Below are 21,556 nucleotides of genomic sequence, written 5' to 3' on the forward strand. Positions count from 1 at the left end.
GGGTCAGCCGGGCCGCCAGCCGCCGAGCACCTCGCACACGTTGCGCCCGGTCGTATCCACGACTTCATCGACGCTGATTCCGCGTAACCGGGCCAGCAGCGCAGCATAGCGCGCGAGGTTGGCCGGGACGTTGCGCCGGCCTTGCGCCCAGGCAGGCGGGATGTCGGGGGCGTCGGTTTCGAGAACGACCGAAGACAAGGGCAGCGTGCGTGCCAGCTCGCGAATCCGGGTCGAGCCCTCGAAGCTCATCGCACCGCCGAAGCCGAGGCGAAAGCCCAGGTCGATGAACACCTGGGCCTGCTGCCGGCTGCCGTTGAAAGCGTGCGCGATGCCGCCGCGAACCCCGATGCGGCGCAACTGCTTCAGGATCGGATCGACCGCACGGCGCAGGTGCAGGATCACCGGCAGGTCGTAACGCCGCGCCAGCTTGAGTTGCGCGACGAAAAGTTCGAGTTGCCGGGCCGGATCGACGTCTGTGACGAAATGATCGAGGCCGATTTCCCCGACCGCACGTGCGGCACCGCGTGCGAGGTGCGCCTCGAGGACATCGAGATCGTCGTCGTGGGCTCCCATGACGTACATCGGGTGAACACCGAGGGCTGGACAGACATCCTGTCGTGCGGCCGCGAGGCCAAGAACCGCGTCGAACCCCTGCCGCTCGACGGCCGGAACGACGAAGCCCTTCACCCCTTCGGCGCGCGCATTGTCGATCACCTCGTCGCGGTCCGCGGCAAACTCGGCCGCGTCGAGATGAACATGCGAGTCGATCAGCATCCCAACCCGCCGCGGCAGGGGGCCGACATCGTCAGCGCCCCTTGAACTCCGGCTTGCGCTTGGCGATGAAGGCGTCGATGCCTTCGGCGGCGTCTTCGCACATCGCATTGCAGGCCATGGTCTCGGAGGCGAGCTGGTAGGCGCCATCCAGACCCATCTCGAGCTGCTTGTAGAACATCTGCTTGCCCATGCGGATCGCCAGCGGCGACTTGGCCACGATGGACGCGGCCAGGCGCGCCACCTCGGCATCGAGTTGCTCGAGTGGCACGACGCGATTGACGAGCCCGCGGCGCTGGGCTTCAGCGGCATCGATGAACTCGCCCGTCACCAGCATCTCGAAGGCTTCCTTGCGCCCCATGTTGCGCGACAGGCCGACACCCGGCGTGGCGCAGAACAGGCCGACGTTGATGCCCGAGACGGCGAAGCGCGCCGTGTCCGCCGCAACTGCAAGATCGCACATCGACACGAGCTGGCAGCCTGCCGCGGTCGCGATGCTGTGCACGCGTGCGATCACCGGCTGCGGGAGTTCGGTCAGCTTCATCATGAACTTTCCGCACAGGCGGAACAGGCGCTGCTGAAATTCGAGCGTGTGATTGCCGCGCATCTCCTTGAGATCGTGGCCGGCGCAGAACGCCTTGCCCTCACCCGCGAGCACGATCACACGCACGCTTTCGTCGCGAGCGATCTCATCGACTGCGGCGATCAGCGCCTCGAGCATCTCGAAAGAGAGCGAGTTGAACTGCTGCGGACGATTCAGCGTCAGCGTGGTCACGCCGTCATCGTCGCGACGAAGCAGGATGGATTCAGGGGTAACGGCGGTGGTGGTGGTGGTACTCATGCGGCGGTCTCCTCGCGGTGTCTGGCGGGCTTTCGGGATTGGCCCGGCCTGTGCAGTTAACGTTAACGTCAATACGCGATCAACGCCAGCCCTTCACGACGCGCTGGAGACACCTCCAGCGCGTCGGCACACTCAGTCAAAGGAAGCGGTTGACTTCGCCTTCTCGCGCAACACGAACTTCTGGATCTTGCCAGTCGAGGTCTTGGGCAGTTCGCCGAAGATGATCCTTTTCGGTACCTTGAAGCCCGCAAGATGCTCGCGACAATGCGCCACGATCGCCTCGCTCGTCGTCTCCGTGCCATCGCGCAGTTCAACGAAGGCGCACGGCACCTCGCCCCACTTCTCGTCCGGCAGCGCGACGACCGCGGCCGCCATCACCGCCGGATGCTTGTAGAGCGCGTCCTCGACCTCGATCGACGAGATGTTCTCGCCGCCGGAGATGATGATGTCCTTGGAGCGATCCTTGATCTTGACGTAGCCGTCCGGCTGCATGACCGCGAGGTCGCCGGTGTGGTACCAGCCGCCGCGGAAGGATTCGGCGGTGGCCCCCGGGTTCTTCAGGTAGCCCTTCATCACCAGGTTACCGCGGAACATGATCTCGCCCATGGTCTCCCCGTCCCACGGTACCGGCTCCATGGTGTTGGGATCCATCACCGTGATCCCTTCCTGGGCGTGGTAACGCACCCCCTGGCGGCCATTGAGCGCGACCTGCTCGGCAAGCGGCAGGTCGCGCCACTCGTCATGCTTGGCGCACACGGCCGCGGGGCCATAGGTCTCGGTCAGGCCGTACACATGGGTGAGGTCGACGCCGATCTTCGCCATGCCCTCGATTACCGCTGCCGGCGGCGGCGCGGCGGCGACGAGACCGAACACCTTGTGGTTGATGCCCTTGCGCCACTCCTCCGGCGCGTTTGACAGCATCGAATGGACGATTGGCGCACCGCAGTAGTGGGTGACACCGTGGTCGCGGATCGCATCGAAAACCAGGCGCGGATCGACGCGCCGCAGGCAGACGTTGATGCCGGCGTTGGCTGCCATGGTCCATGCGAAGCACCAGCCATTGCAGTGGAACATCGGCAGCGTCCACAGGTACACCGAATGCGGCGGCATCCCCCAGGACACGATGTTGGACATCGCGTTCAGGTAGGCACCACGGTGGTGATACACCACGCCCTTGGGGTTGCCCGTGGTACCCGAAGTGTAGTTGAGCGAGATCGCCTCCCATTCGTCTGCCGGCTGCTCGAAGACGAAGTCCGGGCTGCCGGTGGCAAGCAGCGCCTCGTAGTCCTGTGTGCCGACAAACTCACCGGGACCGGTGTACTCGGGATCGTCGACGTCGATCACGATCATGTCTGTGCGGCCGGCGAGCTCGATCGCCTTTTTCACCATGCGCGCGTACTCGCGATCGGTGAGCAGCACCTTGGCCTCGCCGTGGTTGAGGATGAAGGCGACCGCCTCCGCATCCAGCCGTGTATTGATCGTGTTGAGTACCGCACCGCATGCCGGCACACCGAAGTGCGCCTCGAACATCTCGGGCGTGTTGTTGAGGATCGTGGCGACGGTTTCACCCTTGCGTACGCCAAGCTGCTTGAGCGCAGACGCGAGCCGGCGCGCCCGCGTGTAACTTTCGTGCCACGTGTACCGACGCGCACCGTGGATGACGGCAACGCGGTCGGGATAGATGTAGGCGCTGCGCTCGATGAACGTGAGCGGCGTCAGCGCCACATAGTTCGCCGCGTTCTTCTCCAGCCCCACTGCGTAGGGCGACTGTCCGCTTTCGCTCATGTTCGACTTCCCTCCTCTTCCCGATTGCCGTCCATTGGGACGGATTGTCCGTATTGTTGATTGTTGTTGTTCAGGCGCCGCAGCGTCCGTTTGCATTCAACCCGCCGCCAAGCTCGCGGTCAAGCTCCGATATCCAGCCCGAAAGGGCTGCGCCGAGGCCTTGTGCGCCGGCGCGGAACGCCTGTGCGCCACCACTGGCATCTGCGCTCGGTGCCGGCTCAACGACGCGAAATTCGCGGGTCGCGAGGGCAAGGTCGGAACGCGGCGGCAACAGTCCGGCGCGAAGCACGATCTGGATTTCGCTCCGGTCGGCGGCGCCGAACACCTGGACGAACTCGTCCAGTTCGATGCGCAGGCGGCAGCGCCCGCTCGCCGCCTCCGGACGCAGCGCGCGATCCAGGACCAGGCCGAGCATCGCCGCTGGCTCGGACACCCATCGGCTCTCGGCAAACGCACGCCTGCGCGCCGGGTCGCTCCATGCGAGCCGGTAGTGCATCGCGCTCGATGCCAGCCAGGGCGGCGTCACGACGACGATCTGCGCGGGGGCAAGGGCAGGCGCCAGGGTACTGCGCTCGCCCAGGCCGAGGTCGTAGGCCGCCATCGGCGGCGGCTGGATCTGCAAGCCGCCGCACCCCACGAGCACCAGCGCGGCAAGGGTCATCGGCAGGCTGCGGCGAGCCGACCGGTAGAGAAGACTCGAAGGTGGTTTCATGTGGCGTCTTCCATCGACATTACGGCCTCACTGCCGAGGCGCGAAGCCGCGTTCGCCCGGGCCCGGCTCGCGCGCCCCACGTCCCGTCAGCAACATCTGCGGCGTCGACTCGACTTCGTCGATCAGGCGCCCGAGGCGGCGGGACGTGGCGGTGAGGTCCCCCAGGAGGGCATTCAGTTGCGGCAGGGTGCCGTCAACCAGGCTGTCACTGGTCGACGTAGCCGCCTGGTCGAAACGGACTGCCATCTGATCCACCCGCTGCATGAGCCGGCGCAGATCCGCGACCGCTGGTCCGGCCTCCACCGAGGTTCGCTCGAGATTGGCGAGCAGGCCCGAGAGCCGCGAAACGTTCTCCGGGCTCAACACCTTGCGCACCGCCGCAAGCGTTTCGGGCACCTCGGCAAAGCTCCGATCCATGCCCGCTGCGGCCGCCTCGAGGTGGGTGACCAGGTTGCGGAAACGCGCAGCGCCGTCTTCGTCGAACAATGCGGCAAGCCGCTCGGCCACAGTGCCAAAGCGCTCGAGCGCGACCAGTGTGCGATCGGTGATCTCATCGAGCAGCCCGGGGCCGAGTGCAATGCGTGGCGGTTCGCCTTGCTCCCCCACGAGCGGCGTGGGATCGGCTCCGCGATCGTCGAGCTGGACGTAGGCGAGCCCGGTGACACCGAGCGTGCCCAGCGTGGCCGTCGTGCCGCGGGTGAGCGGCAGGTCTGCCAGCACCTGGACACGAACGAGGATGTTGCGCAGGTTGGCCATGTCGATACGGATCGATTTCACCGTACCGACCGAGAGACCCCGATAGCGCACCCGCGACTGTTCACCCAGTCCGTTGATGTCGCCGCGAGCGACGAGTACCACTTCGCGCATCGGCTGCCGGTCCTGCGAGAACCACCACAGCGCAAACACGATGCCGGCGCCCAGCGCCAGGGCGAACAGCCCGGCGGCGAAAGCGTGTGCGCGGTCTTCCATGTCAGCGTACTCCTTGTGATCGGGCGAGCGCCCGGCGTCCGTGTTCGCCGTGGAAGAAGCGCGCAATGAAGGGATGATCGACCTCCAGCGAGTCCTCCAGCGATGCGTAACTGATGATGCGCCGATCGGCGAGCACCGCAACCTTGCTCGCCATCGCCGCCAGGGTGTCGAGATCGTGGGTGACGAGCACGACCGTCAACCCCAGCTCGTGGTGCAGGGACCGGATCAGGCGCACGAAGGCCGCGCTGCGATCCGGATCCAGCCCGGCGGTCGGCTCGTCGAGCAGCAGCAACTCCGGCTCCAGTGCCAGGGCCCGCGCCAGCGCAGCGCGCTTGACCATGCCGCCGGAAAGCTCGGCGGGCATCAGCAACGCATGCTCGGGTGCCATCTCCACCATCGCCAGTTTGAGCGCCACCAGATCGCGGATCTCCTCATCCGTCGCCACGCCGAGTTCCCTGAGCGGAAACGCGATGTTCTCACCAACGTTGAAGGCAGAAAACAGCGCTCCCTGCTGGAACAGCACGCCGAGGCGACGCTGGCGGGCGATGCGTTCGCGGACGCTGCCAGCGTCGAGCGCCTCGCCGAACAGTTTTACCGTCCCCGCGACAGGCCGGGTGAGGCCGATGATGTGGCGCAGCAACGTGGTCTTGCCGCTGCCCGAGCCTCCGACCAGAGCGACGATCTCGCCCGCAGCGATATCGAGCTCAAGCCCTTCGTGCACCACGTTGCGCCCGAACCGGGTGGAGATACCTGCGAGGGACACGACGGGCTCCTGCATCGCGTCACCTCAACCCGGAATGCCGATGGAGCGGGTCGCGATCGCGAACACCGCATCGACGAGGATCACGACCGTGATCGAAGACACCACCGACGCGGTGGTGTTGGTCGACAGGCTCTCGGTGTTCGGTTTGATCCGCAGCCCGAAATGGCATGCGATCAGCGCGATCAGCAGCCCGAACACCGCCCCCTTGGCCAGGCCGATGTAAAGGTTGGCGATCGGCACGGCGTCGGGAAGCGCCTGCACGAAGAACGCGAAGCTCAGGTCGAGCTCGACCCAGGCCGACACCCACCCCCCGAGCAGCGCAATCGCAGAGGTCCACAACACGAGCAGCGGCATGGCCAAGGTTAGCGCCACCACCTTGGGCAACACCAGACGCAGAGATCGGGACACCCCCATCGCCGCCAGCGCATCGATTTCCTCGGTCACGCGCATGACCCCGAGCTGTGCGGTCATCGCCGAGCCGGAGCGCCCCGCCACAAGCACCGACACCAGCACGGGGCCGAGTTCGCGGATGATGCCCAGGCCGAGGATGTTGACGATGAAGACGTCGGCTCCAAAGGTCTTCAGTTGCAGCGCGGACAGATAGGACAACACCACCCCGATCAGGAAGCCCACCAGTGCCGACACCGGCATGGCTTTCACACCGACCTTGAAGACGTTGGCCGAGATCTCGAGCAGGGGCCACTGGCGTGGATGGCGCATCAGGTGCAGCAGGTCCAGCAACAACTGGCCGAGCAGAGCGATGAAGGCCTGCAAGTGCTGCGCGAAGGCAACTGCGGCGCGACCGAGCACCATCACCGCATCGGCAAGCGTGAAGGCTGACGCGTCCGGCAGCGGATGCTCGCTGCTGCGCGCCACGCGCGCGATGATCTCGCGTTGCGCAGGGTTCAGCTCGAGCCGATCAGGCCACTGCCGCCCCCAGGCGCGCCACAGCAGCGTCGCCCCGAAGCTGTCCAGACGGGTAACCGCCTGCAGGCTCCATGCTGCGCCGCTCGGCGCCGCGGCAAGCTGGTGACGGAGCGCGGGCAGGTTGCGACGCAGGCCGCGCAGGGTCCACTCCCCCTGCAGGCGGACACCCTCGTGCCCGACCACGAGCATCTGCAGCGTCGCGCCGACCTGGCTGCCCCGTTTCATCGGGAATCAGGTCGTCGGCACGCGCAAGCTCAGTGCGCGGATGTAGAGCGCCCGCCCCAGCCCCAGCCATTGGCGCCGCTCCTCCTCGAGCGCGGCAGCGGTGAGTGGCAACTTCTGCAACCAGCCCGGCGCCGCGGTCACGGTGAAGCCGCGGCCCTCGCGCTGCATGGTCACCGGCGGCAGGCCGCGCGCATCGCGCGCGCGATGGATCACGACCGCCAGACGCATGCAGGCGATGAGCAGCCAATCGACACTTCCGGGGTCGATCGAAGCCACGCGCTCGAGCTTGCCACGGTGCGCCAGCACCAGCCGCGCGAGTCGTGCCTGATCCATGCGCGAAAAGCCCGGCATGTCGGCATTGCCCACGATGTAGGCGCTGTGCTTGTGATAGCTCGAATGCGCCACCGAGATGCCGATCTCGTGCAGCATCGCCGCCCAGCGCAGGAAGCGATGGTCGATGTGTTCGGGGTCGGCCATCTCGGGCTCGAGTTGGGCGAGCAGCGCACAGGCGGTGTCGGCCACCTGCTGCGCCTGGCGCAGGTCGACGTTGTAGCGCCGCATGAAGGCACTGACCGTCGCGTCGCGCAGGTCGTGATGGTGGTAGCGGCCGAGCAGGTCGTAGAGCACGCCGAGCCGCAGCGCGCCCTCCGAGAACACCATGTGCTCGAGGTTGAACTCCTTGAACACCGCATTCATGATCGCGAAGCCGCCCAGGATCACCGGCAGGCGATCGCCCTTCAGCCCGGCCAGATCGACGGCGTCCACGCTGCCGGCGCGCAGGAGCGCCGCCTTGAATTGCTCCAGACCGTCACGGGTGATCCCGCCCCGCGAAAAGCCGTTCTGCTCGAGGATTTCGAGCAGCGCCTTGGCTGTACCGCTCGAGCCGACCGCCTCTTCCCACCCCGCCTCGCGATAGCTCGCGGAAATCGTCTGCAACTCGCGACGGGCGGCGAGTTCGGCGTCCTTCATGCCGCGCTTGTCGATCCGGCCGTCGGGGAAGAAGCGCATGCTGAAGCCGACGCAGCCCATGTAGCGCGATTCCAGCAACAGGGGCTCGAAGCTCTTGCCGACGATGAACTCGGTGGAGCCGCCGCCGATATCGACCACGAGTTGCTGCTTGTGCGGATCGGGCAGCGTGTGTGCGACCCCGACGTAGATCAGGCGCGCCTCCTCGCGTCCGGCGATGACCTCGATCGGGATGCCGAGCGCGGCTTCGGCGCGGATCAGGAATTCCTGCGCGTTCTTGGCCACGCGCAGGGTGTTGGTCGCCACCGCCCGCACACGCCCGGCGGGGAAGTCGCGCAGGCGTTCCTGAAAGCGCTGCAAGGCCGCGACCCCGCGCTGTTGCGAGGCCAGGTCGAGCTTCTTGTCGGGCGACAGGCCCGCGGCGAGCCGCACAGCCTCCTTCAATCCATCCAGAGGATAGATCTGGTCATTGACGATGCGCCCGACTTGCAGTCGGAAACTGTTCGAACCCAAATCAATCGCTGCAATCAGATCTCGCATCATGGCTTCGGAAACTGACGCGTGGAGCGCCGAAGCCCCGGATTCTATCATCGGCACCCAGCCGGCCGTCGCAGGCGACAGCGCACGCCGGCGCGGGCCAGAGCCATGCCGATCAATACCTCCGTTGTCATGAACTCGCAACGGAAGTGTCACATAATCACGCATGCCGCATCGCGCCCAGGACTGCCCATGTATACCACTCGCCCACTTCTGCCCTACCCGCCCGAACATTTCCTCAACCGCGAACTGACCCTGCTGCAGTTCCAGCGCCGCGTGCTGGCCCAGGCCGCAGACCCCACCGTTCCACTGCTCGAACGCCTGCGCTTCCTGTGCATCGTGTCGAGCAACCTCGACGAGTTCTTCGAGATCCGTGTTTCCGGCATCAAGGAGCAGATCCGCATCGGCAGCCGCAAGTCGGGCGAGGACGGCATCGCGCCCGCCGATCTGCTCGAGCGCGTCAGCGACGAAGTGCATGAAATCATCTCGGAGCAGTACGCACTGCTCAACGACGACATCCTGCCCGCGCTGGAGCAGGAGGGCGTGGTCTTTCCGCGCCGCAGCCTGTGGACAGAGGCCCAGCGCGCCTGGATCCACAATTACTTCATGCGTGAGGTCATGCCGGTGTTGACGCCGATCGGCCTCGACCCTGCTCACCCTTTCCCGCGCGTGCTCAACAAGAGCCTGAACTTTGCCGTCGAGCTCGAGGGGCGCGACGCCTTCGGCCGCGATTCCGGCGCCGCAATCGTGCAGGCGCCGCGCGCGTTGCCGCGCGTCATCCGGCTGCCGCGCGAGCTGTGCGAACAGGAGTACGCCTTCGTTTTCCTGTCCTCGGTCCTGCACGCCCACGTCGGCGAGCTGTTCACCGGCATGAACGTGCTCGGTTGCTACCAGTTCCGTGTCACCCGCAACTCCGACCTGTTCGTCGATGAGGAGGAGGTCAAGGACCTGCGCGCCTCGCTCAAGGGGGAACTGCAGCAGCGCCACTTCGGCGATGCGGTGCGCCTGGAAGTGGCGGACAACTGCTCCGACGAGATGGCGAGCTTCCTGCTGCAGCACTTCCACCTTACGCCCGACGACCTGTACCGCACGCCGGGCATCGTCAACCTGGTGCGGCTGATGCAGGTGCCGGACTGGGTGGAACGCCCCCACCTCAAGTACCCGCCCTTCGTCCCGGGCCTGCCCAAGGCGCTCGACAAGCGGCGCCAGATATTCACCGCGATCCGCGCCGGCGACATCCTGCTCCATCACCCGTTCCAGAGCTTCGGCCCGGTGATCGAGATGTTGCGCGCCGCAGCGGACGACCCGCAGGTGCTGGCGATCAAGATGACGGTGTATCGCACCGGCACCGACTCGGTGCTGATGGAACACCTCGCCCGCGCCGCGCAGAAGGGCAAGGAGGTCACCGTGGTGCTCGAGCTGATGGCGCGCTTCGACGAAGAAGCCAACATCACGCTCGCCAACCGGCTCGAGGAGGTCGGCGCGCATGTGGTGTATGGCGTGTTCGGCTACAAGACCCACGCCAAGCTGTTGATGATCGTGCGCCGCGAGGACGACGGCCTGCGCCGCTATCTGCATATGGGCACCGGCAACTACCACCCGCGAACCACGCGCTTCTACACCGACTTCGGATTGCTGACCTGCAACAAGGAGATCGGCGAGGACGTCGCCGCGGTGTTCAAGCAGCTCACCGGGCTGGGCACGGCGACCGAGTTGCGCCACCTGTGGCAGGCACCGTTCACCCTGCAGCCGAACGTGGTGGCGGCAATTCGCCGCGAGGCGGAGATCGCACGCGAGGGTCGGCGCGCACGCGTAATCGCGAAGATGAACGCGCTGCTCGAACCGGAAACCATCGAGGCGCTTTACGAAGCCTCGCAGGCGGGGGTCGAGATCGACCTCATCGTGCGCGGCCCGTGCGCGCTGCGTCCGGGCGTGCCCGGCCTGTCCGAAAACATCCGCGTGCGCTCGGTGGTCGGCCGCTTCCTGGAACATACGCGCATCTTCCACTTTCACGCCGACGGCGAAGACCAGATGTACCTGTCGAGCGCGGACTGGATGGACCGCAACTTCTTCCGCCGCATCGAGATCGCCTTTCCGGTGCTCGACCCGCGCCTCAAGCGCCGGGTGATGAAGGAAGGCCTGCGTCCCTACCTCGGCGACAACTGCCAGGCCTGGGACATGCAGCCCGACGGCAAATACCGGCGCAAGCACGCGCGCAGCATCCGGCGCGCGGCGCAACTGATACTGCTCAAGGAGCTCGCGGCGAGCAGTTGAGGGACCCGCCCGTGGGAGCGGGCTCGCCCGCGAATGAGACTGTGGTGGCGCCCATTCGCGGGCAAGCCCGCTCCCACGAGGACCTGTGATGGCCTGGGAGCCGTCCTACTTGCGCTGGGCGTCGATGACCCCCGAGACCTCGCGGATCAGCGTGATCGCGCGCTGCACCTGCTTGATACCATTGACCTCCATCGTGAAGCGCATGTAGGCGGTACCCTTCTTGGTCAGGGTGTTCACCGCGATCACGTTGAGCTTCTCCCGCGACAGCACCTCGGAGATGTCCCGCAGCAGCCCCTGACGGTCGGCTGCCTGCACGCTGATGTCCACCTGGTAGAGCGCGCTGCGCTTGTCGTGCGCCTTCTCGCCCCACTCCGCAGGGATCACGCGCTCGGGGAACTTGCGCACAAGGTCCTGGAAGTCGGCGCAATCGACACGGTGGATCGAGATCCCGCGCCCCCGGGTGACGAAGCCCTCGATCGCATCGGGCGGTGCCGGCTTGCAACAGCGCGACAGCGAGGTCATGAGCTTGCCCACCCCGACGATCAGGATCTTGTCCTGATTGTCGCCCGAACGGCTGCGACTGACCACGAACTCCGGCTCTGCCTCGGCCGCCGGCTCGGGCGCACTGCCTTCGCGCAAGGCGGTCTGCATGGCACGCGGGCCGACCTCGCCACGGCCGGCAGCAAGGTAGAGCGCTTCAGCGTTCTTGAAGCCCAGGCGCTCGGCCAGGCCGTCGATGTTGGCCTGCCCGTGGCCATCGCGCTGCATTTCCTTGGTGACGAAACTGCGTCCACGGTTGAGCAGCTCCTCTTCGTCGAGCTGCGCGAAATATTGCTTGATCTTCGTGCGCGCGCGCGAGGTGGCCACATAGCCCTGGCGCGCGTCCAGCCAGTCGCGCGACGGGCCACCCTCCTTGGCAGCGACGATCTCGACGGTCTGCCCGCTTTCGAGCTGCGTGTTGAGCGGCACCAGATGGCCGTCAACCTTCGCGCCGCGGCAATGGTGGCCGACGTCGGTGTGCAGGCGATATGCAAAATCCACCGGTGTGGCGCCGCGCGGCAGATCCACGACCTTGCCCTGCGGCGTCAGCACATAGAGCGTGTCGTCGAGCGAGGCGCGCTTGAACTGCTCCATCCAGTGCGCCGAGTCGGTGACTTCGTCGCGCCACGACAGCAGGTTGCGCAGCAGGGCGATCTTCTCGTCGTAGTCGCCACCCTGCTGAGCGCCTTCCTTGTAGCGCCAGTGCGCCGCCACGCCGAGCTCGGCGTGCTTGTGCATGTCGAAGGTGCGGATCTGCACCTCGAGCGCCCGACCATCGCCCGCCAGCACGGCGGTATGCAGCGACTGGTAGTTGTTGCCCTTGGGCTTGGTGATGTAATCGTCGAACTCCTGCGCGATCGGCTGCCACATCTGGTGCACCATGCCGAGCACCGTGTAGCAGTCCTTGATCTCGGGCACGAGCACGCGCAGCGCGCGGATGTCGTACACCTGCGAGAAGTCGAGCCGCTTCTTGCGCATCTTGTTGTAGATGCTGTAGATGTGCTTGGCCCGCCCCGTGATCTCGGCCTGGATACCCATTGCGGCGAGCTCGTTCTTCAGGCGCTCGATGGAATCGTGGATGAACTGCTCGCGCTCCACCCGGCGCTCATCCAGCATCTTCGCGATGCGCTTGTACGTCTCCGGCTCGATGAAGCGGAACGACAGGTCCTCGAGTTCCCACTTGATCTGCCACACGCCGAGCCGGTTGGCGAGCGGCGCGTAGATGTCCAGGCTCTCGCGCGCAACGTCGACCCGCGCATCGCCCGGGAGGTCGGTGTAATAGCGCAAGGTCTGGGTGCGCGAGGCGAGCCGCACCAGCACGACACGGATGTCCTCGACCATCGCCAGCAGCATCTTGCGCAGCACTTCGGTCTGCGCCCGAATCTCGGGTGCAGAGGTCGTCGTGGCGAGGCGGGTGAGCACACGCAGGCCGTTGAGCTTGTGCAGGCCGCGCACCAACCCCGCGACCGCCGAGCCGAAGCGGGCGCCGATCTCTTCGCCGGGGTCGTCGAGTTCTTCCCAGGCGGCGAACAGCAGCGCAGCAAGCCGGGTTTCGGCATCGAGACGCAAGGAGGCGGCGATCAGCGCGGCACCGAGCGCATGCGTCCACATCGGCTCGCCGGTGCCGAGGACCTTGCCTTCGTAGAGGTCGGCGATCCAGTCGAGCGCCTGCTCGATGCGCGCACGCTCCTGCGGCTCGAGCCCGGCCGCGAGCATGTCGATGGGGGGCGCGGTGTCGCCCTGGGAGATGGCATGAGTGACGGAAACCATGGTCGCGATTATCCCACATCACGCAACGCGACGACGTAGCCTTGCGTCACGCCCGCCATGGAGACGTTGGCGCTCGGCGTCGTCTGCTCACCGCGTCCTGTGCGATCATCCGTTGCGTCAGCCCCCGGGTACGCTGCAGCCCGCCGGCACCTTTCCTCGACTCAACAACCCCCACCTCATGCTTGGTCTCGTGCGCCGACTCCTGGGCATTGCCCCACCCCACGCCGACGTGCCTGCGGCACAGTGGCAGCGGGTCGAGCGCGGCCTGCCCTTCCTCGACTACCTGCCGGCCGCCGAGCGCGTGCGGCTGCGCGAGATGGCGCTGGAGTTCCTGCGTCGCAAGGAGTTCCACGGTGCGCAGGGCCTGCAGCTTGACGACGACATGCTGCTGGCCATCGCCTTGCAGGCCTGCCTGCCGGTTCTCCACATCGGATTGCAGGCCTACGACGGCTGGGTCGGGGTCGTCGTGTACCCGGGCGATTTCGTCGTTCCGCGACGCACGGTGGATGAGGCCGGGGTGCTGCACGAATACGACGACGAGGTGCTCGGCGAGGCCTGGGAAGGCGGGCCGGTTCTGATCGCCTGGTTCGGCCACGAGGACGGCCCGCCGGGGGTGAATGTGGTGATCCACGAGTTCGCGCACAAGCTCGACATGGAGAACGGCGGCGTCGACGGCTTGCCGCGCCTGCGCCCGGGGATGTCCCGCCAAGCCTGGGCCGAGGCCTTCGCGCAGGCCTACGAAGACTTTTGCGCCGAAGTCGATCGCGGCGCGGACACCGAGATCGATCCCTACGGCGCCGAGCATCCGGGGGAGTTCTTCGCCGTGGTCTCCGAGGCCTTCTTCGAAACGCCCCACGTGCTCAAGCGGCGCTTCCCGGCGGTCTATGCGCAGCTATGTTTGTTCTACGGCCTGGATCCGGCCACCCGGTTACCAATCGCCCCCACTGCTGGCCGCCCCTGAACCCACCTGCTGGAGCGCCCTCATGAGCGAGCGCAAGCGCCTGCTGATCGTCTTCCACACCCAGAGCGGCAACACCGGACGGCTCGCAGACGCGGTGCTTACCGGTGCGCGCCGCGTCTGCGAGGTCGATACGGTGATGAAGCGCGCCTTCGACGCCGGCACCGAGGATCTGCTCGCCTGCCACGGCCTGCTGCTGGGTACACCCGAGAACTTCGGCTACATGTCGGGTGCGCTCAAGGACTTCTTCGACCGTACCTACTACCCTTGCGAGGGCAAGCTCACCGGCCTGCCCTACGCGGTATTCGTGAGCGCGGGCAACGACGGCACCGGCGCGGTGCGCGAGATCGGGCGCATCGCCAACGGCTATGGCTGGAAGGTCGTGTCCGAGGCGCTCATCGTGCGTAAGGAAATCACCCCGGAGGATCTCATCCGCGCCGAAGAACTTGGGGAGGCCCTCGCGGCCGGGCTGGCGATGGGGGTGTTCTGAAAAAACTGTCCCGCGGGCGGCCACGGTGACACCCCTTGCCCCGGCTGGCTTTGCGCGCAGCGCTTCCATTTTGCGCAACTTGATTTCACACAATGGAAACAAACGTGATTGGCAGACCATACCGGCGTAGCCTAAGCTGCAAGTGCTTCTGTCGCTCGAACGCATCGGGTCTGCCCCGGCGGGCCCCACGATTCAACTCGCAACGGAGGGTGCCATATGGCCATTACCTGGATTCTGGTTGCCAACGCCAGCCTCGCCAAGCTTTACGCAAACCTCGGCCCCAACAAGGGGCTGACGCTGGTGAAGGAACTGATCCACCCCGAAAGCAGACAGAAAAACGGCGAGCTCGTCTCCGACCGTTCGGGCGCCATGGGGGCGGCCGGATCGGGTGGCGGGTCGATGCAGCCGCAGACCCTGCCCAAGCAGCACGAAGCCAAAGTCTTTGCACAGGAAATCGCCCAGGCGCTCTACCAGGGTCGCACTACCAATGCGTTCAAGCGCGCCATCCTGGTCGCACCGCCCGCCTTCATGGGCCTGCTCAATGCAGTCATCGACGGCCCGACGGCACAATTGATCACCGATCGTTTCGAAAAGGACTACACCAAGACATCCGAAGACGAACTCGGCGAAAGGCTGGGTTCGACGATCTTTCTCTGATGAAGGAGGACCTTCCGCAGATGCTTCGAGACTGTTCTGTCACTCGCCGACGGCTAATGAGCCAGACGCAAAGGAGGACGTGTTTGAGCTTGGCGTACAGGATTCACCCTACCTGCTGAAGGCAACACCAGACTGACCATATTGTCTCCACTCGCGAGACCGGGGCGCCGGAAGGCAGCCCCAAAAAAACGGGGCGCTGTGCGCCCCGTACCCTTTTCAGGATGGCCCATCAAAGGGGCAGGCGCACCCACCGCCCCAACCCCCCTCAATCCCCGCCATCATCCAGCGGCCAGCGCCCGAGCACACGGTAGTGCGCTCCGCCCTCATCGCGCTCCGACGCCACCAGCACGAAGCTCGCCACCGGCCAGCGCAAGCCCGGCATCTCGCCGCGCGGGGGCGAACGCACGGCATTGCGGACGAGCGTCACGTGCGGATTGAATGCACGCGCCTCCAGCTCGAAGCCTGCTGCATGCAAGCTCGCGCCAAGTTTCTCCGCCAGGGCTGGAAGCGCGGCGGGAACGTTCGCGCTCCCGGCCCACAGGATCCGATTGCCGCGCCAGCTCCCCACCCGGTCGAGCTCGAGGATGAAGCGTTCGCCCCGCACCGACTGCGCCACGGTCTCGAGCGCAGCCAGCCTCGGCATCGCCACGTCGCCGAGAAAGGCCAGCGTCAGATGAATCGTGTCGCGCCGCATCACCCGTCCGCCGCACTGCGCATGCAGGGCGCGCGCCCGTGCATGTAGCGCAGCCGCCGTGGCAGCACCTGGCCACAGGGCGAAGAAGACGCGCACCCGCGCCGGCATCACCGCCGCCGGCGAGTGCTCGCTCATGCCTCGCGGGCAAGCAATGCCACCACCTGCGCGGCGATGCCCTCGCCACGCCCGGTAAAGCCGAGCTTCTCGGTGGTCTTGCCCTTGATGTTGATCGCGCCCGGATCCATCGCCAGATCGGCGGCAATGTTCCGCACCATCGCCGGCGCATGGGGCAACACGCGCGGCGCCTTGCAGATCACCGTGGCGTCGATGTTCACCACCTGCCAGCCCGCCGCGCGCACGCGGGCGAAGGCCTCGCGCAGAAGCACACGGCTGTCGGCGCCGGCATGGGCCGGATCGGTATCCGGAAACAGGCGCCCGATGTCGCCCAGCCCTGCCGCACCAAGCAATGCATCAGTGAGGGCATGAAGCAGGACATCGGCGTCGGAATGACCGAGGAGTCCCTGCTCGAAGGGAATGCACACGCCGCCCACGATCAGCGCACGCCCCGGAACCAGCGCATGCACGTCGAAGCCCTGGCCGATACGGAACGGGAAGTTCATCTGTTTTGTCCCTGCCGATGTTGAAGAATCCACTCCGCCAGATGCAGATCGAGCGGATAGGTGACCTTGAGGTTGGTCGCGTCGCCCTGCACCAGGCGCGGACGCAGGCCGGCCGCCTCGATTGCGCTGGCTTCGTCGGTGACGTCCTTGGCGTGCTCGAGCGCGCGCCGCAGCATCACGTAACGGAACATCTGCGGGGTCTGCGCCTGCCACAGGCTGTCGCGCGGCACGGTCTCGAGCACGTGATGGCGTTCGTCCGCGCGCTTTAGCGTGTCGGCCACCGGCACCGCGAGCAGGCCGCCGACCTCCTCATGGGCAAGTTCGCGCACCAGCTTCTCGACATGCCAGGGCGCAAGGCACGGGCGCGCGGCATCGTGCACCAGCACCCAGTCGCTCTGCACAGCCTCGCCGGCGATCGCGCGCAGGCCGCCGAGCACGCTGTCCGCCCGCGTCGCGCCACCGCAGAACAGCGGACGCAGCTTGGGGCCGAGCATCGACCAGTCGTGACGCGACCACTGCGCATCGTCCACCGACAGCACGACGAAGACCTGGTCGATCTCGGGTGCGGCGCACAGCACCGCCAGAGCATGGTGGATCAGCGGCCGCCCGAGCAGCGGCAGATACTGCTTGGGGCGCGCGGCGCCCATGCGCGAGCCGCTGCCGGCAGCGGGCACGATCGCAAAATGGCGGGGCTGTAAGTTCTGCATGGGCGGCATTCTATCCGCGCGCACCGTTTTCGCGAGCAAGCCCGCCCACGCGCCCGATCCCACGCACCCGAACCGGCGCGCCGGCTCACGCCTGCATGGTCGGATCGGGAGCCTATAATGGGGTGTCTTCCCGCGTCAGACGACCCACTTCCCGGGACACGTAAATGGCTCTTGCTTCGATCCGTCCGCCGGCCGTGGCCGGTCAGTTCTATCCAGGCGACGAGCGCGTCCTGCGCACGCAGCTCGCTGAGATGTTGAGCACCGCGGTCGCACTCGAGGCCGCACCGACGCCCAAGGCGATCATCGTGCCGCACGCCGGCTACATGTATTCCGGCCCGGTGGCCGCCAGCGCCTATGCGCTGCTTGCGCCGCTGCGCCAGACGATTCGGCGCGTCGTCATGCTCGGCCCGACTCACCGCGTCGCGATTCGCGGTCTCGCCTTGCCCGCAGCGCAGGTGTTCGCCACGCCGCTGGGCGACGTACCGGTCTCGCGCGCCGACTGGATGGCCCTGCAGGCGCGCGGCGACGTCATCGTGGACGACCGTCCGCATGCCCTCGAGCACTGCCTCGAGGTCCAGCTCCCCTTCCTGCAGATGATCCTCGAGCGCTTCGAGATCGTGCCCCTGCTCGTCGGCGACGCGCCGGCCCAGGACGTCGCCAGCGTCATCGAGCAGCTCTGGGGCGGCCCCGAGACCTTGATCCTGATCAGCTCGGACCTGTCGCACTACCTCAGCTACCGCGAGGCGCAGTGGTCCGATCGTGCGGCGGTGGAGCAGGTGCTCGAACTGCAAGCCGGCCTAGACCACGAGCAGGCCTGCGGCGCCACGCCGATCAACGGCCTGCTGATCGCCGCGCGCAAGCACCACCTGCGCGCGCACCTGCTCGACCTGCGCAACTCCGGAGACACGGCGGGCGACCGCTCGCAGGTCGTCGGCTACACCAGCATCGCCTTCTGTGAAGCGGAAACCCCAAGCCATGCCCGACACTGATCTCGGCCCCACCCTGCTCGCTCTCGCCCGCCAGGCCATTGCGCACCGCCTCGGCTGCGCCCCCGCGCCGGTCGTGCCCGCCGATCCGCGCCTGCACGAGAAAGGCGCGACCTTCGTCACCCTGACCAAGGACGGCGACCTGCGCGGCTGCATCGGCAGCCTGCGGCGCTCGCGCAAACTCGGCGAAGACGTGCTCGCGAATGCCATCGCGGCGGCAATGGACGACCCGCGCTTTGCACCGCTCGAGGCCGACGAGCTCGATGCGATCACGGTCGAGGTTTCGCTGCTGTCCGAACCAGAGTTCCTCGAGTTCGCTGACGAAGAGGCTCTCCTCGCCCAGCTGCGCCCGGGTGAAGACGGCCTGATCATCTTCTCCGGTTGTCGCAGCGCCACGTTCCTGCCGCAGGTGTGGGAGCAACTGCCCGAGCCGCATCAATTCCTTGCGGCGCTCAAGCACAAGGCCGGCCTGCCGACCCACCGCGAGGTGGCCGGACTGATGGCCGCGCGCTACCACGTGCAGAAATGGAAGGAGACCGCACAGGAGGCCTCATGAACACCGCGCCCGAGTCCGCCAGCGATATCGGCGGCCCAGACCCTGGTGGCCCCGACGTTGGCAGCCCCGACGTTGGTAGTCATTTTCCCGCTCGCTACTGGCACCGCCTGGACGACGGCCGCTTCCAGTGCGACCTGTGTCCGCGCCTGTGCAAGCTGCACGAGGGCCAGCGCGGCGCCTGCTTCGTGCGCATGCGTGCCGGCGACGAGATGCTGCTCACCACCTACGGCCGCAGCTCCGGCTTCTGCATCGACCCGATCGAGAAGAAGCCGCTCAACCACTTCTACCCGGGGAGCAAGGTGTTCTCCTTCGGCACCGCGGGCTGCAACCTGGCGTGCAAGTTCTGCCAGAACTGGGACATCTCCAAGTCGCGCGACATGGACACGCTGATGGACCAGGCCTCGGCGCAGGAGATCGTCGCCACCGCGCTGCACGGGGGCTGCCACAGCGTCGCCTTCACCTACAACGACCCGGTGATCTTCGCCGAGTACGCGATGGACGTGGCCGATGCCTGCCACGCGCAGGGGCTCAAGACCGTTGCCGTCACCGCCGGCTACATCAGCGAGTGCGCGCGCGAAGACTTCTTCTCGCGCATGGACGCGGCCAACGTCGACCTCAAGGGTTTTACCGACGACTTCTACGTCAAGCTGTGCGGCGCCCACCTCCAGCCGGTGCTCGACACCCTGGTGTGGCTCAAGCACGAAACCGATGTGTGGGTGGAGCTCACCACGCTGCTCATCCCCGGCCAGAACGACTCGGATGCGGAAATCACCGCGCTGTCGAACTGGGTGTGCAAGGAGTTGGGAGCGGACGTTCCGCTCCACTTCAGCGCCTTCCACCCCGACTTCAAAATGGCCGACATCCCGCCCACGCCGCCCGCCACCCTCGCGCGCGCCCGCCGCATCGCGCTCGATGCCGGCCTCAAGCATGTCTACACCGGCAACGTGCATGACGCAGAAGGCGACACCACCCATTGCGCCCGCTGCGGCGAGTCGCTGATCGTGCGCGACTGGTACGAGATCCGCAGCTACCGGCTCACGCCCGAGGGCGCCTGCCCGCACTGCGGCCAGCGCCTGGCCGGGCGCTTCGGTGCGGTGGGTGCAGCCGTAAACGATGCCTTCGGCGCGCGCAGGATTCCGGTTAACATCCACCGCCATTCCTCTGGCCGCGGACCGCTTTCGTGAAATTGCGTCACACCCAACTCAGCATTCCCGCCAACGGCGTGTGGCTCGACGGCATGCTGGCGCACGCGCCCGACGTCCGCGCGCTGGCGCTGTGCCTTCGCTCCCATGGCCACCCTGCGCTCGAGCAGCCGGCCCGCCCGGTCGAGCTGACCTTGCAGGCTGCAGGCTTCGCGACCATGACGGTCGATCTGCTGACCCGCCAGGAAGTCCAGCGCGACCCCGACGCCTCGTACAACATCCCGCGCCTCACCGAGCGCATTCTCGCTGCGGCCGAATGGACAGCGCATCAGCCGCCGCTGGCCGGACTGCCGCTTGCCCTGGTCGTCAGCGATACCGGTTGCGCTGCGGCCATCCGCGCCGCTGTGCGGGCGCCGGACCAGTTTATCGCCATCGCCTGTCTCGGCGGTCGCGCAGACTTGGCCGGGGCCGAGCCCCTGCGTGCGGTGCGCACACCGGTGCGCCTGATCGTCACACCGGGCACCGCCGAAGCGGCCATCCTCGATCGCGCCTATCCGCTCATGAAAGGCGGGCACCACTGGCTTGCGCTTGCTGCAACCGAGGACGCGCGCGAACTCGAACAGCTCGCCGCGCGCGCCGCCACCACCTGGCTGCGCCAGCACCTGCGGCAGGTGCAGGGCACGCCGCAGGCGTGAACGCGCTTAGTCGCGAAAGGCAACCCACTCCTCCAACGGCGCGCGCTCGGTCCTGAGCGCGTTCTCCGCGGCTTCCGGGTCGGCATGACCGAGCGACATCCCGCAGATCAAGGTCTCGCTTTCCGGAATCCCGACCTCCTGGCGGATCAGCCGATGGAACTGGATCAGCGCCGCCTGCGGGCAGGTGTCCAGCCCGCGCGCCTTGGCGGCGAGCATCACGTTCTGCAGGAACATGCCGTAATCGAGCCACGATCCCTGCTCCATGAGCCGGTCCACGGTAAAGATCAGCCCGACTGGCGCATCGAAGAACTTGTAGTTGCGCGCGAACTGTTCGTGCATGCGCTTCGCGTCGCCCTTCTGGATGCCTAGCAGGCCATAGAGCTGCATGCCGACCTTGCGCCGGCGGTCGATGTAGGGCGACACCCACTGCTTGGGGTAGTACTGCCAGGGGTCTGAATGCGTCGCCGCCTCTTCGGGATCGTCGAAGGCCGCGAGCAGGCGCTCGCTGACGCGTGCCTTGGTCTCGCCGGTCAGCACCCAGGCCTTCCAGGGCTGGATGTTGGTGCCCGAGGGCGCGCGCGCGGCGACCTCGAGGATCTCGGCAATCGTCTCGCGCGGCACCGGGTCCGGCACAAAGGCGCGGCAGGAATAGCGGCTCGTGATCACTTCATCGACGGCAGACTGCTGGGGGTTCTTCATGGGTTCAGGCGCTCCTTGGGTAAGCGTTGGCAGACCTGCATGCGCAGCTCCGGGGTGATGGTGCGTTCATGGTTCCGTTCACGTCAACGTAAGCAACGCGCAGCTACCGGACCGGCCCCGACGACCAGCAGCGCCCGCCCGCGACCACCCGCTCGCGCGCGAGCGCCATTGTCTGACAAGCTCGCCCCCGGCCAATGCAGAGCCATCGACAATCACCGCGCGCACCAGCGCCCGGATGAACGATAATTCCGCCTTTACCGCCAGTAACGCCC

At 66.7% G+C, this 21,556-nt stretch carries 21 protein-coding genes; 8 read left to right on the forward strand and 13 right to left on the reverse strand.

Annotation, left to right across the window (positions count from 1 at the left end):
• Positions 1-3: 3 nt before the first annotated feature.
• The 8 genes from RBT54_RS11635 to ppx form a co-directional block, all read right to left on the reverse strand.
• Positions 4-774, reverse strand: coding sequence for a TatD family hydrolase (locus RBT54_RS11635; protein ID WP_320367229.1), 771 nt, complete (start codon positions 772-774; stop codon positions 4-6).
• Positions 775-805: 31 nt separating this feature from the next.
• Positions 806-1,612, reverse strand: a complete 807-nt coding sequence (locus RBT54_RS11640; RefSeq protein ID WP_320367230.1) for an enoyl-CoA hydratase — start codon at positions 1,610-1,612, stop codon at positions 806-808.
• A gap of 132 nt (positions 1,613-1,744) precedes the next feature.
• Positions 1,745-3,397, reverse strand: coding sequence for an acyl-CoA synthetase (locus RBT54_RS11645; protein WP_320367231.1), 1,653 nt, complete (start codon positions 3,395-3,397; stop codon positions 1,745-1,747).
• 70 nt (positions 3,398-3,467) lie between these two features.
• Entirely contained in the window at positions 3,468-4,058 is a 591-nt protein-coding gene (locus RBT54_RS11650; RefSeq protein ID WP_320367232.1) for a hypothetical protein, read from the reverse strand.
• 78 nt (positions 4,059-4,136) lie between these two features.
• On the reverse strand, positions 4,137-5,078 hold the full coding sequence (locus RBT54_RS11655; protein ID WP_320367233.1) for an MlaD family protein: 942 nt from the start codon (positions 5,076-5,078) through the stop codon (positions 4,137-4,139).
• A 1-nt stretch (position 5,079) separates the two neighbouring features.
• Positions 5,080-5,856: an ABC transporter ATP-binding protein gene (locus RBT54_RS11660; protein ID WP_320367234.1), complete on the reverse strand. Its 777-nt coding sequence runs from the start codon at positions 5,854-5,856 to the stop codon at positions 5,080-5,082.
• A 9-nt stretch (positions 5,857-5,865) separates the two neighbouring features.
• The gene (locus tag RBT54_RS11665) at positions 5,866-6,957 is read right to left on the reverse strand and encodes an ABC transporter permease (protein WP_320367276.1); all 1,092 of its coding nucleotides are present in this window, start codon (positions 6,955-6,957) and stop codon (positions 5,866-5,868) included.
• A 42-nt stretch (positions 6,958-6,999) separates the two neighbouring features.
• Positions 7,000-8,502 carry an exopolyphosphatase gene (gene ppx, locus RBT54_RS11670; protein ID WP_320367235.1) on the reverse strand — a complete coding sequence of 501 codons (1,503 nt, stop codon included), beginning with the start codon at positions 8,500-8,502 and terminating at the stop codon, positions 7,000-7,002.
• A 186-nt stretch (positions 8,503-8,688) separates the two neighbouring features.
• On the opposite strand from ppx, the gene ppk1 reads away from it, so the two are divergent.
• Positions 8,689-10,770, forward strand: a complete 2,082-nt coding sequence (gene ppk1, locus RBT54_RS11675; RefSeq protein ID WP_320367236.1) for a polyphosphate kinase 1 — start codon at positions 8,689-8,691, stop codon at positions 10,768-10,770.
• Positions 10,771-10,875: 105 nt separating this feature from the next.
• On the opposite strand, the gene RBT54_RS11680 is transcribed toward ppk1, so the two are convergent.
• A complete protein-coding gene (locus tag RBT54_RS11680) occupies positions 10,876-13,080 on the reverse strand; it encodes a bifunctional (p)ppGpp synthetase/guanosine-3',5'-bis(diphosphate) 3'-pyrophosphohydrolase (protein WP_320367237.1) in 2,205 nt (734 codons plus the stop codon).
• A 178-nt stretch (positions 13,081-13,258) separates the two neighbouring features.
• On the opposite strand from RBT54_RS11680, the gene RBT54_RS11685 reads away from it, so the two are divergent.
• The 3 genes from RBT54_RS11685 to RBT54_RS11695 all read left to right on the forward strand — a co-directional run bounded on the left by RBT54_RS11685 (position 13,259) and on the right by RBT54_RS11695 (position 15,185).
• Positions 13,259-14,041, forward strand: coding sequence for a M90 family metallopeptidase (locus tag RBT54_RS11685; protein ID WP_320367277.1), 783 nt, complete (start codon positions 13,259-13,261; stop codon positions 14,039-14,041).
• 22 nt (positions 14,042-14,063) lie between these two features.
• Positions 14,064-14,528: a flavodoxin family protein gene (locus tag RBT54_RS11690; RefSeq protein ID WP_320367238.1), complete on the forward strand. Its 465-nt coding sequence runs from the start codon at positions 14,064-14,066 to the stop codon at positions 14,526-14,528.
• A gap of 216 nt (positions 14,529-14,744) precedes the next feature.
• Positions 14,745-15,185: a host attachment protein gene (locus tag RBT54_RS11695; RefSeq protein WP_320367239.1), complete on the forward strand. Its 441-nt coding sequence runs from the start codon at positions 14,745-14,747 to the stop codon at positions 15,183-15,185.
• 265 nt (positions 15,186-15,450) lie between these two features.
• On the opposite strand, the gene thpR is transcribed toward RBT54_RS11695, so the two are convergent.
• The 3 genes from thpR to ispD are packed head-to-tail and all read right to left on the reverse strand — an operon-like array spanning position 15,451 to position 17,206.
• The gene (gene thpR, locus RBT54_RS11700; RefSeq protein ID WP_320367240.1) at positions 15,451-16,014 is read right to left on the reverse strand and encodes an RNA 2',3'-cyclic phosphodiesterase; all 564 of its coding nucleotides are present in this window, start codon (positions 16,012-16,014) and stop codon (positions 15,451-15,453) included.
• Positions 16,011-16,499 (reverse strand): 2-C-methyl-D-erythritol 2,4-cyclodiphosphate synthase, encoded by a 489-nt coding sequence (gene ispF, locus RBT54_RS11705; RefSeq protein WP_320367241.1) that lies wholly within the window; start codon positions 16,497-16,499, stop codon positions 16,011-16,013. The genes thpR and ispF overlap by 4 nt, the downstream gene beginning before the upstream one ends.
• Positions 16,496-17,206: a 2-C-methyl-D-erythritol 4-phosphate cytidylyltransferase gene (gene ispD / locus RBT54_RS11710; protein ID WP_320367242.1), complete on the reverse strand. Its 711-nt coding sequence runs from the start codon at positions 17,204-17,206 to the stop codon at positions 16,496-16,498. The genes ispF and ispD overlap by 4 nt, the downstream gene beginning before the upstream one ends.
• Positions 17,207-17,370: 164 nt before the next feature.
• On the opposite strand from ispD, the gene amrB reads away from it, so the two are divergent.
• From amrB to RBT54_RS11730, 4 genes are read left to right on the forward strand one after another with little or no spacing between them, the layout of a single operon-like run.
• Positions 17,371-18,195 (forward strand): AmmeMemoRadiSam system protein B, encoded by an 825-nt coding sequence (amrB, locus tag RBT54_RS11715; protein WP_320367243.1) that lies wholly within the window; start codon positions 17,371-17,373, stop codon positions 18,193-18,195.
• On the forward strand, positions 18,182-18,748 hold the full coding sequence (amrA, locus tag RBT54_RS11720) for an AmmeMemoRadiSam system protein A (RefSeq protein WP_320367244.1): 567 nt from the start codon (positions 18,182-18,184) through the stop codon (positions 18,746-18,748). Before amrB ends, amrA begins: the two co-directional genes overlap by 14 nt.
• Entirely contained in the window at positions 18,745-19,932 is a 1,188-nt protein-coding gene (gene amrS / locus RBT54_RS11725) for an AmmeMemoRadiSam system radical SAM enzyme (RefSeq protein ID WP_320367245.1), read from the forward strand. The genes amrA and amrS overlap by 4 nt, the downstream gene beginning before the upstream one ends.
• On the forward strand, positions 19,929-20,585 hold the full coding sequence (locus RBT54_RS11730; RefSeq protein WP_320367246.1) for an alpha/beta hydrolase: 657 nt from the start codon (positions 19,929-19,931) through the stop codon (positions 20,583-20,585). Before amrS ends, RBT54_RS11730 begins: the two co-directional genes overlap by 4 nt.
• 6 nt (positions 20,586-20,591) lie before the next feature.
• Here RBT54_RS11730 and RBT54_RS11735 read toward each other — a convergent pair whose 3' ends face one another.
• Positions 20,592-21,284, reverse strand: a complete 693-nt coding sequence (locus tag RBT54_RS11735) for a nitroreductase (protein ID WP_320367247.1) — start codon at positions 21,282-21,284, stop codon at positions 20,592-20,594.
• Positions 21,285-21,556: the final 272 nt, after the last annotated feature.

Origin of the sequence: Thauera sp., from assembly GCF_034003485.1 — a bacterium.
In the GTDB taxonomy this organism is placed as follows: Bacteria; Pseudomonadota; Gammaproteobacteria; order Burkholderiales; family Rhodocyclaceae; genus Thauera.

Excerpts from the sequence above, each read along its gene's own strand:
- RBT54_RS11690 (WP_320367238.1), top strand. The coding sequence starts at position 14,064 with ATGAGCGAGCGCAAGCGCCTGCTGATCGTCTTCCACACCCAGAGCGGC.
- amrB (WP_320367243.1), top strand. The coding sequence starts at position 17,371 with ATGGCTCTTGCTTCGATCCGTCCGCCGGCCGTGGCCGGTCAGTTCTAT.
- ppk1 (WP_320367236.1), top strand. The coding sequence starts at position 8,689 with ATGTATACCACTCGCCCACTTCTGCCCTACCCGCCCGAACATTTCCTC.
- RBT54_RS11695 (WP_320367239.1), top strand. The coding sequence starts at position 14,745 with ATGGCCATTACCTGGATTCTGGTTGCCAACGCCAGCCTCGCCAAGCTT.
- amrA (WP_320367244.1), top strand. The coding sequence starts at position 18,182 with ATGCCCGACACTGATCTCGGCCCCACCCTGCTCGCTCTCGCCCGCCAG.
- RBT54_RS11645 (WP_320367231.1), bottom strand. The coding sequence starts at position 3,397 with ATGAGCGAAAGCGGACAGTCGCCCTACGCAGTGGGGCTGGAGAAGAAC.
- ispF (WP_320367241.1), bottom strand. The coding sequence starts at position 16,499 with ATGAACTTCCCGTTCCGTATCGGCCAGGGCTTCGACGTGCATGCGCTG.
- RBT54_RS11650 (WP_320367232.1), bottom strand. The coding sequence starts at position 4,058 with ATGACCCTTGCCGCGCTGGTGCTCGTGGGGTGCGGCGGCTTGCAGATC.
- ppx (WP_320367235.1), bottom strand. The coding sequence starts at position 8,502 with ATGATGCGAGATCTGATTGCAGCGATTGATTTGGGTTCGAACAGTTTC.
- thpR (WP_320367240.1), bottom strand. The coding sequence starts at position 16,014 with ATGAGCGAGCACTCGCCGGCGGCGGTGATGCCGGCGCGGGTGCGCGTC.
- RBT54_RS11640 (WP_320367230.1), bottom strand. The coding sequence starts at position 1,612 with ATGAGTACCACCACCACCACCGCCGTTACCCCTGAATCCATCCTGCTT.
- RBT54_RS11635 (WP_320367229.1), bottom strand. The coding sequence starts at position 774 with ATGCTGATCGACTCGCATGTTCATCTCGACGCGGCCGAGTTTGCCGCG.
- RBT54_RS11660 (WP_320367234.1), bottom strand. The coding sequence starts at position 5,856 with ATGCAGGAGCCCGTCGTGTCCCTCGCAGGTATCTCCACCCGGTTCGGG.
- RBT54_RS11655 (WP_320367233.1), bottom strand. The coding sequence starts at position 5,078 with ATGGAAGACCGCGCACACGCTTTCGCCGCCGGGCTGTTCGCCCTGGCG.
- RBT54_RS11665 (WP_320367276.1), bottom strand. The coding sequence starts at position 6,957 with ATGCTCGTGGTCGGGCACGAGGGTGTCCGCCTGCAGGGGGAGTGGACC.
- RBT54_RS11685 (WP_320367277.1), top strand. The coding sequence starts at position 13,259 with ATGCTTGGTCTCGTGCGCCGACTCCTGGGCATTGCCCCACCCCACGCC.
- amrS (WP_320367245.1), top strand. The coding sequence starts at position 18,745 with ATGAACACCGCGCCCGAGTCCGCCAGCGATATCGGCGGCCCAGACCCT.
- RBT54_RS11680 (WP_320367237.1), bottom strand. The coding sequence starts at position 13,080 with ATGGTTTCCGTCACTCATGCCATCTCCCAGGGCGACACCGCGCCCCCC.
- ispD (WP_320367242.1), bottom strand. The coding sequence starts at position 17,206 with ATGCAGAACTTACAGCCCCGCCATTTTGCGATCGTGCCCGCTGCCGGC.
- RBT54_RS11735 (WP_320367247.1), bottom strand. The coding sequence starts at position 21,284 with ATGAAGAACCCCCAGCAGTCTGCCGTCGATGAAGTGATCACGAGCCGC.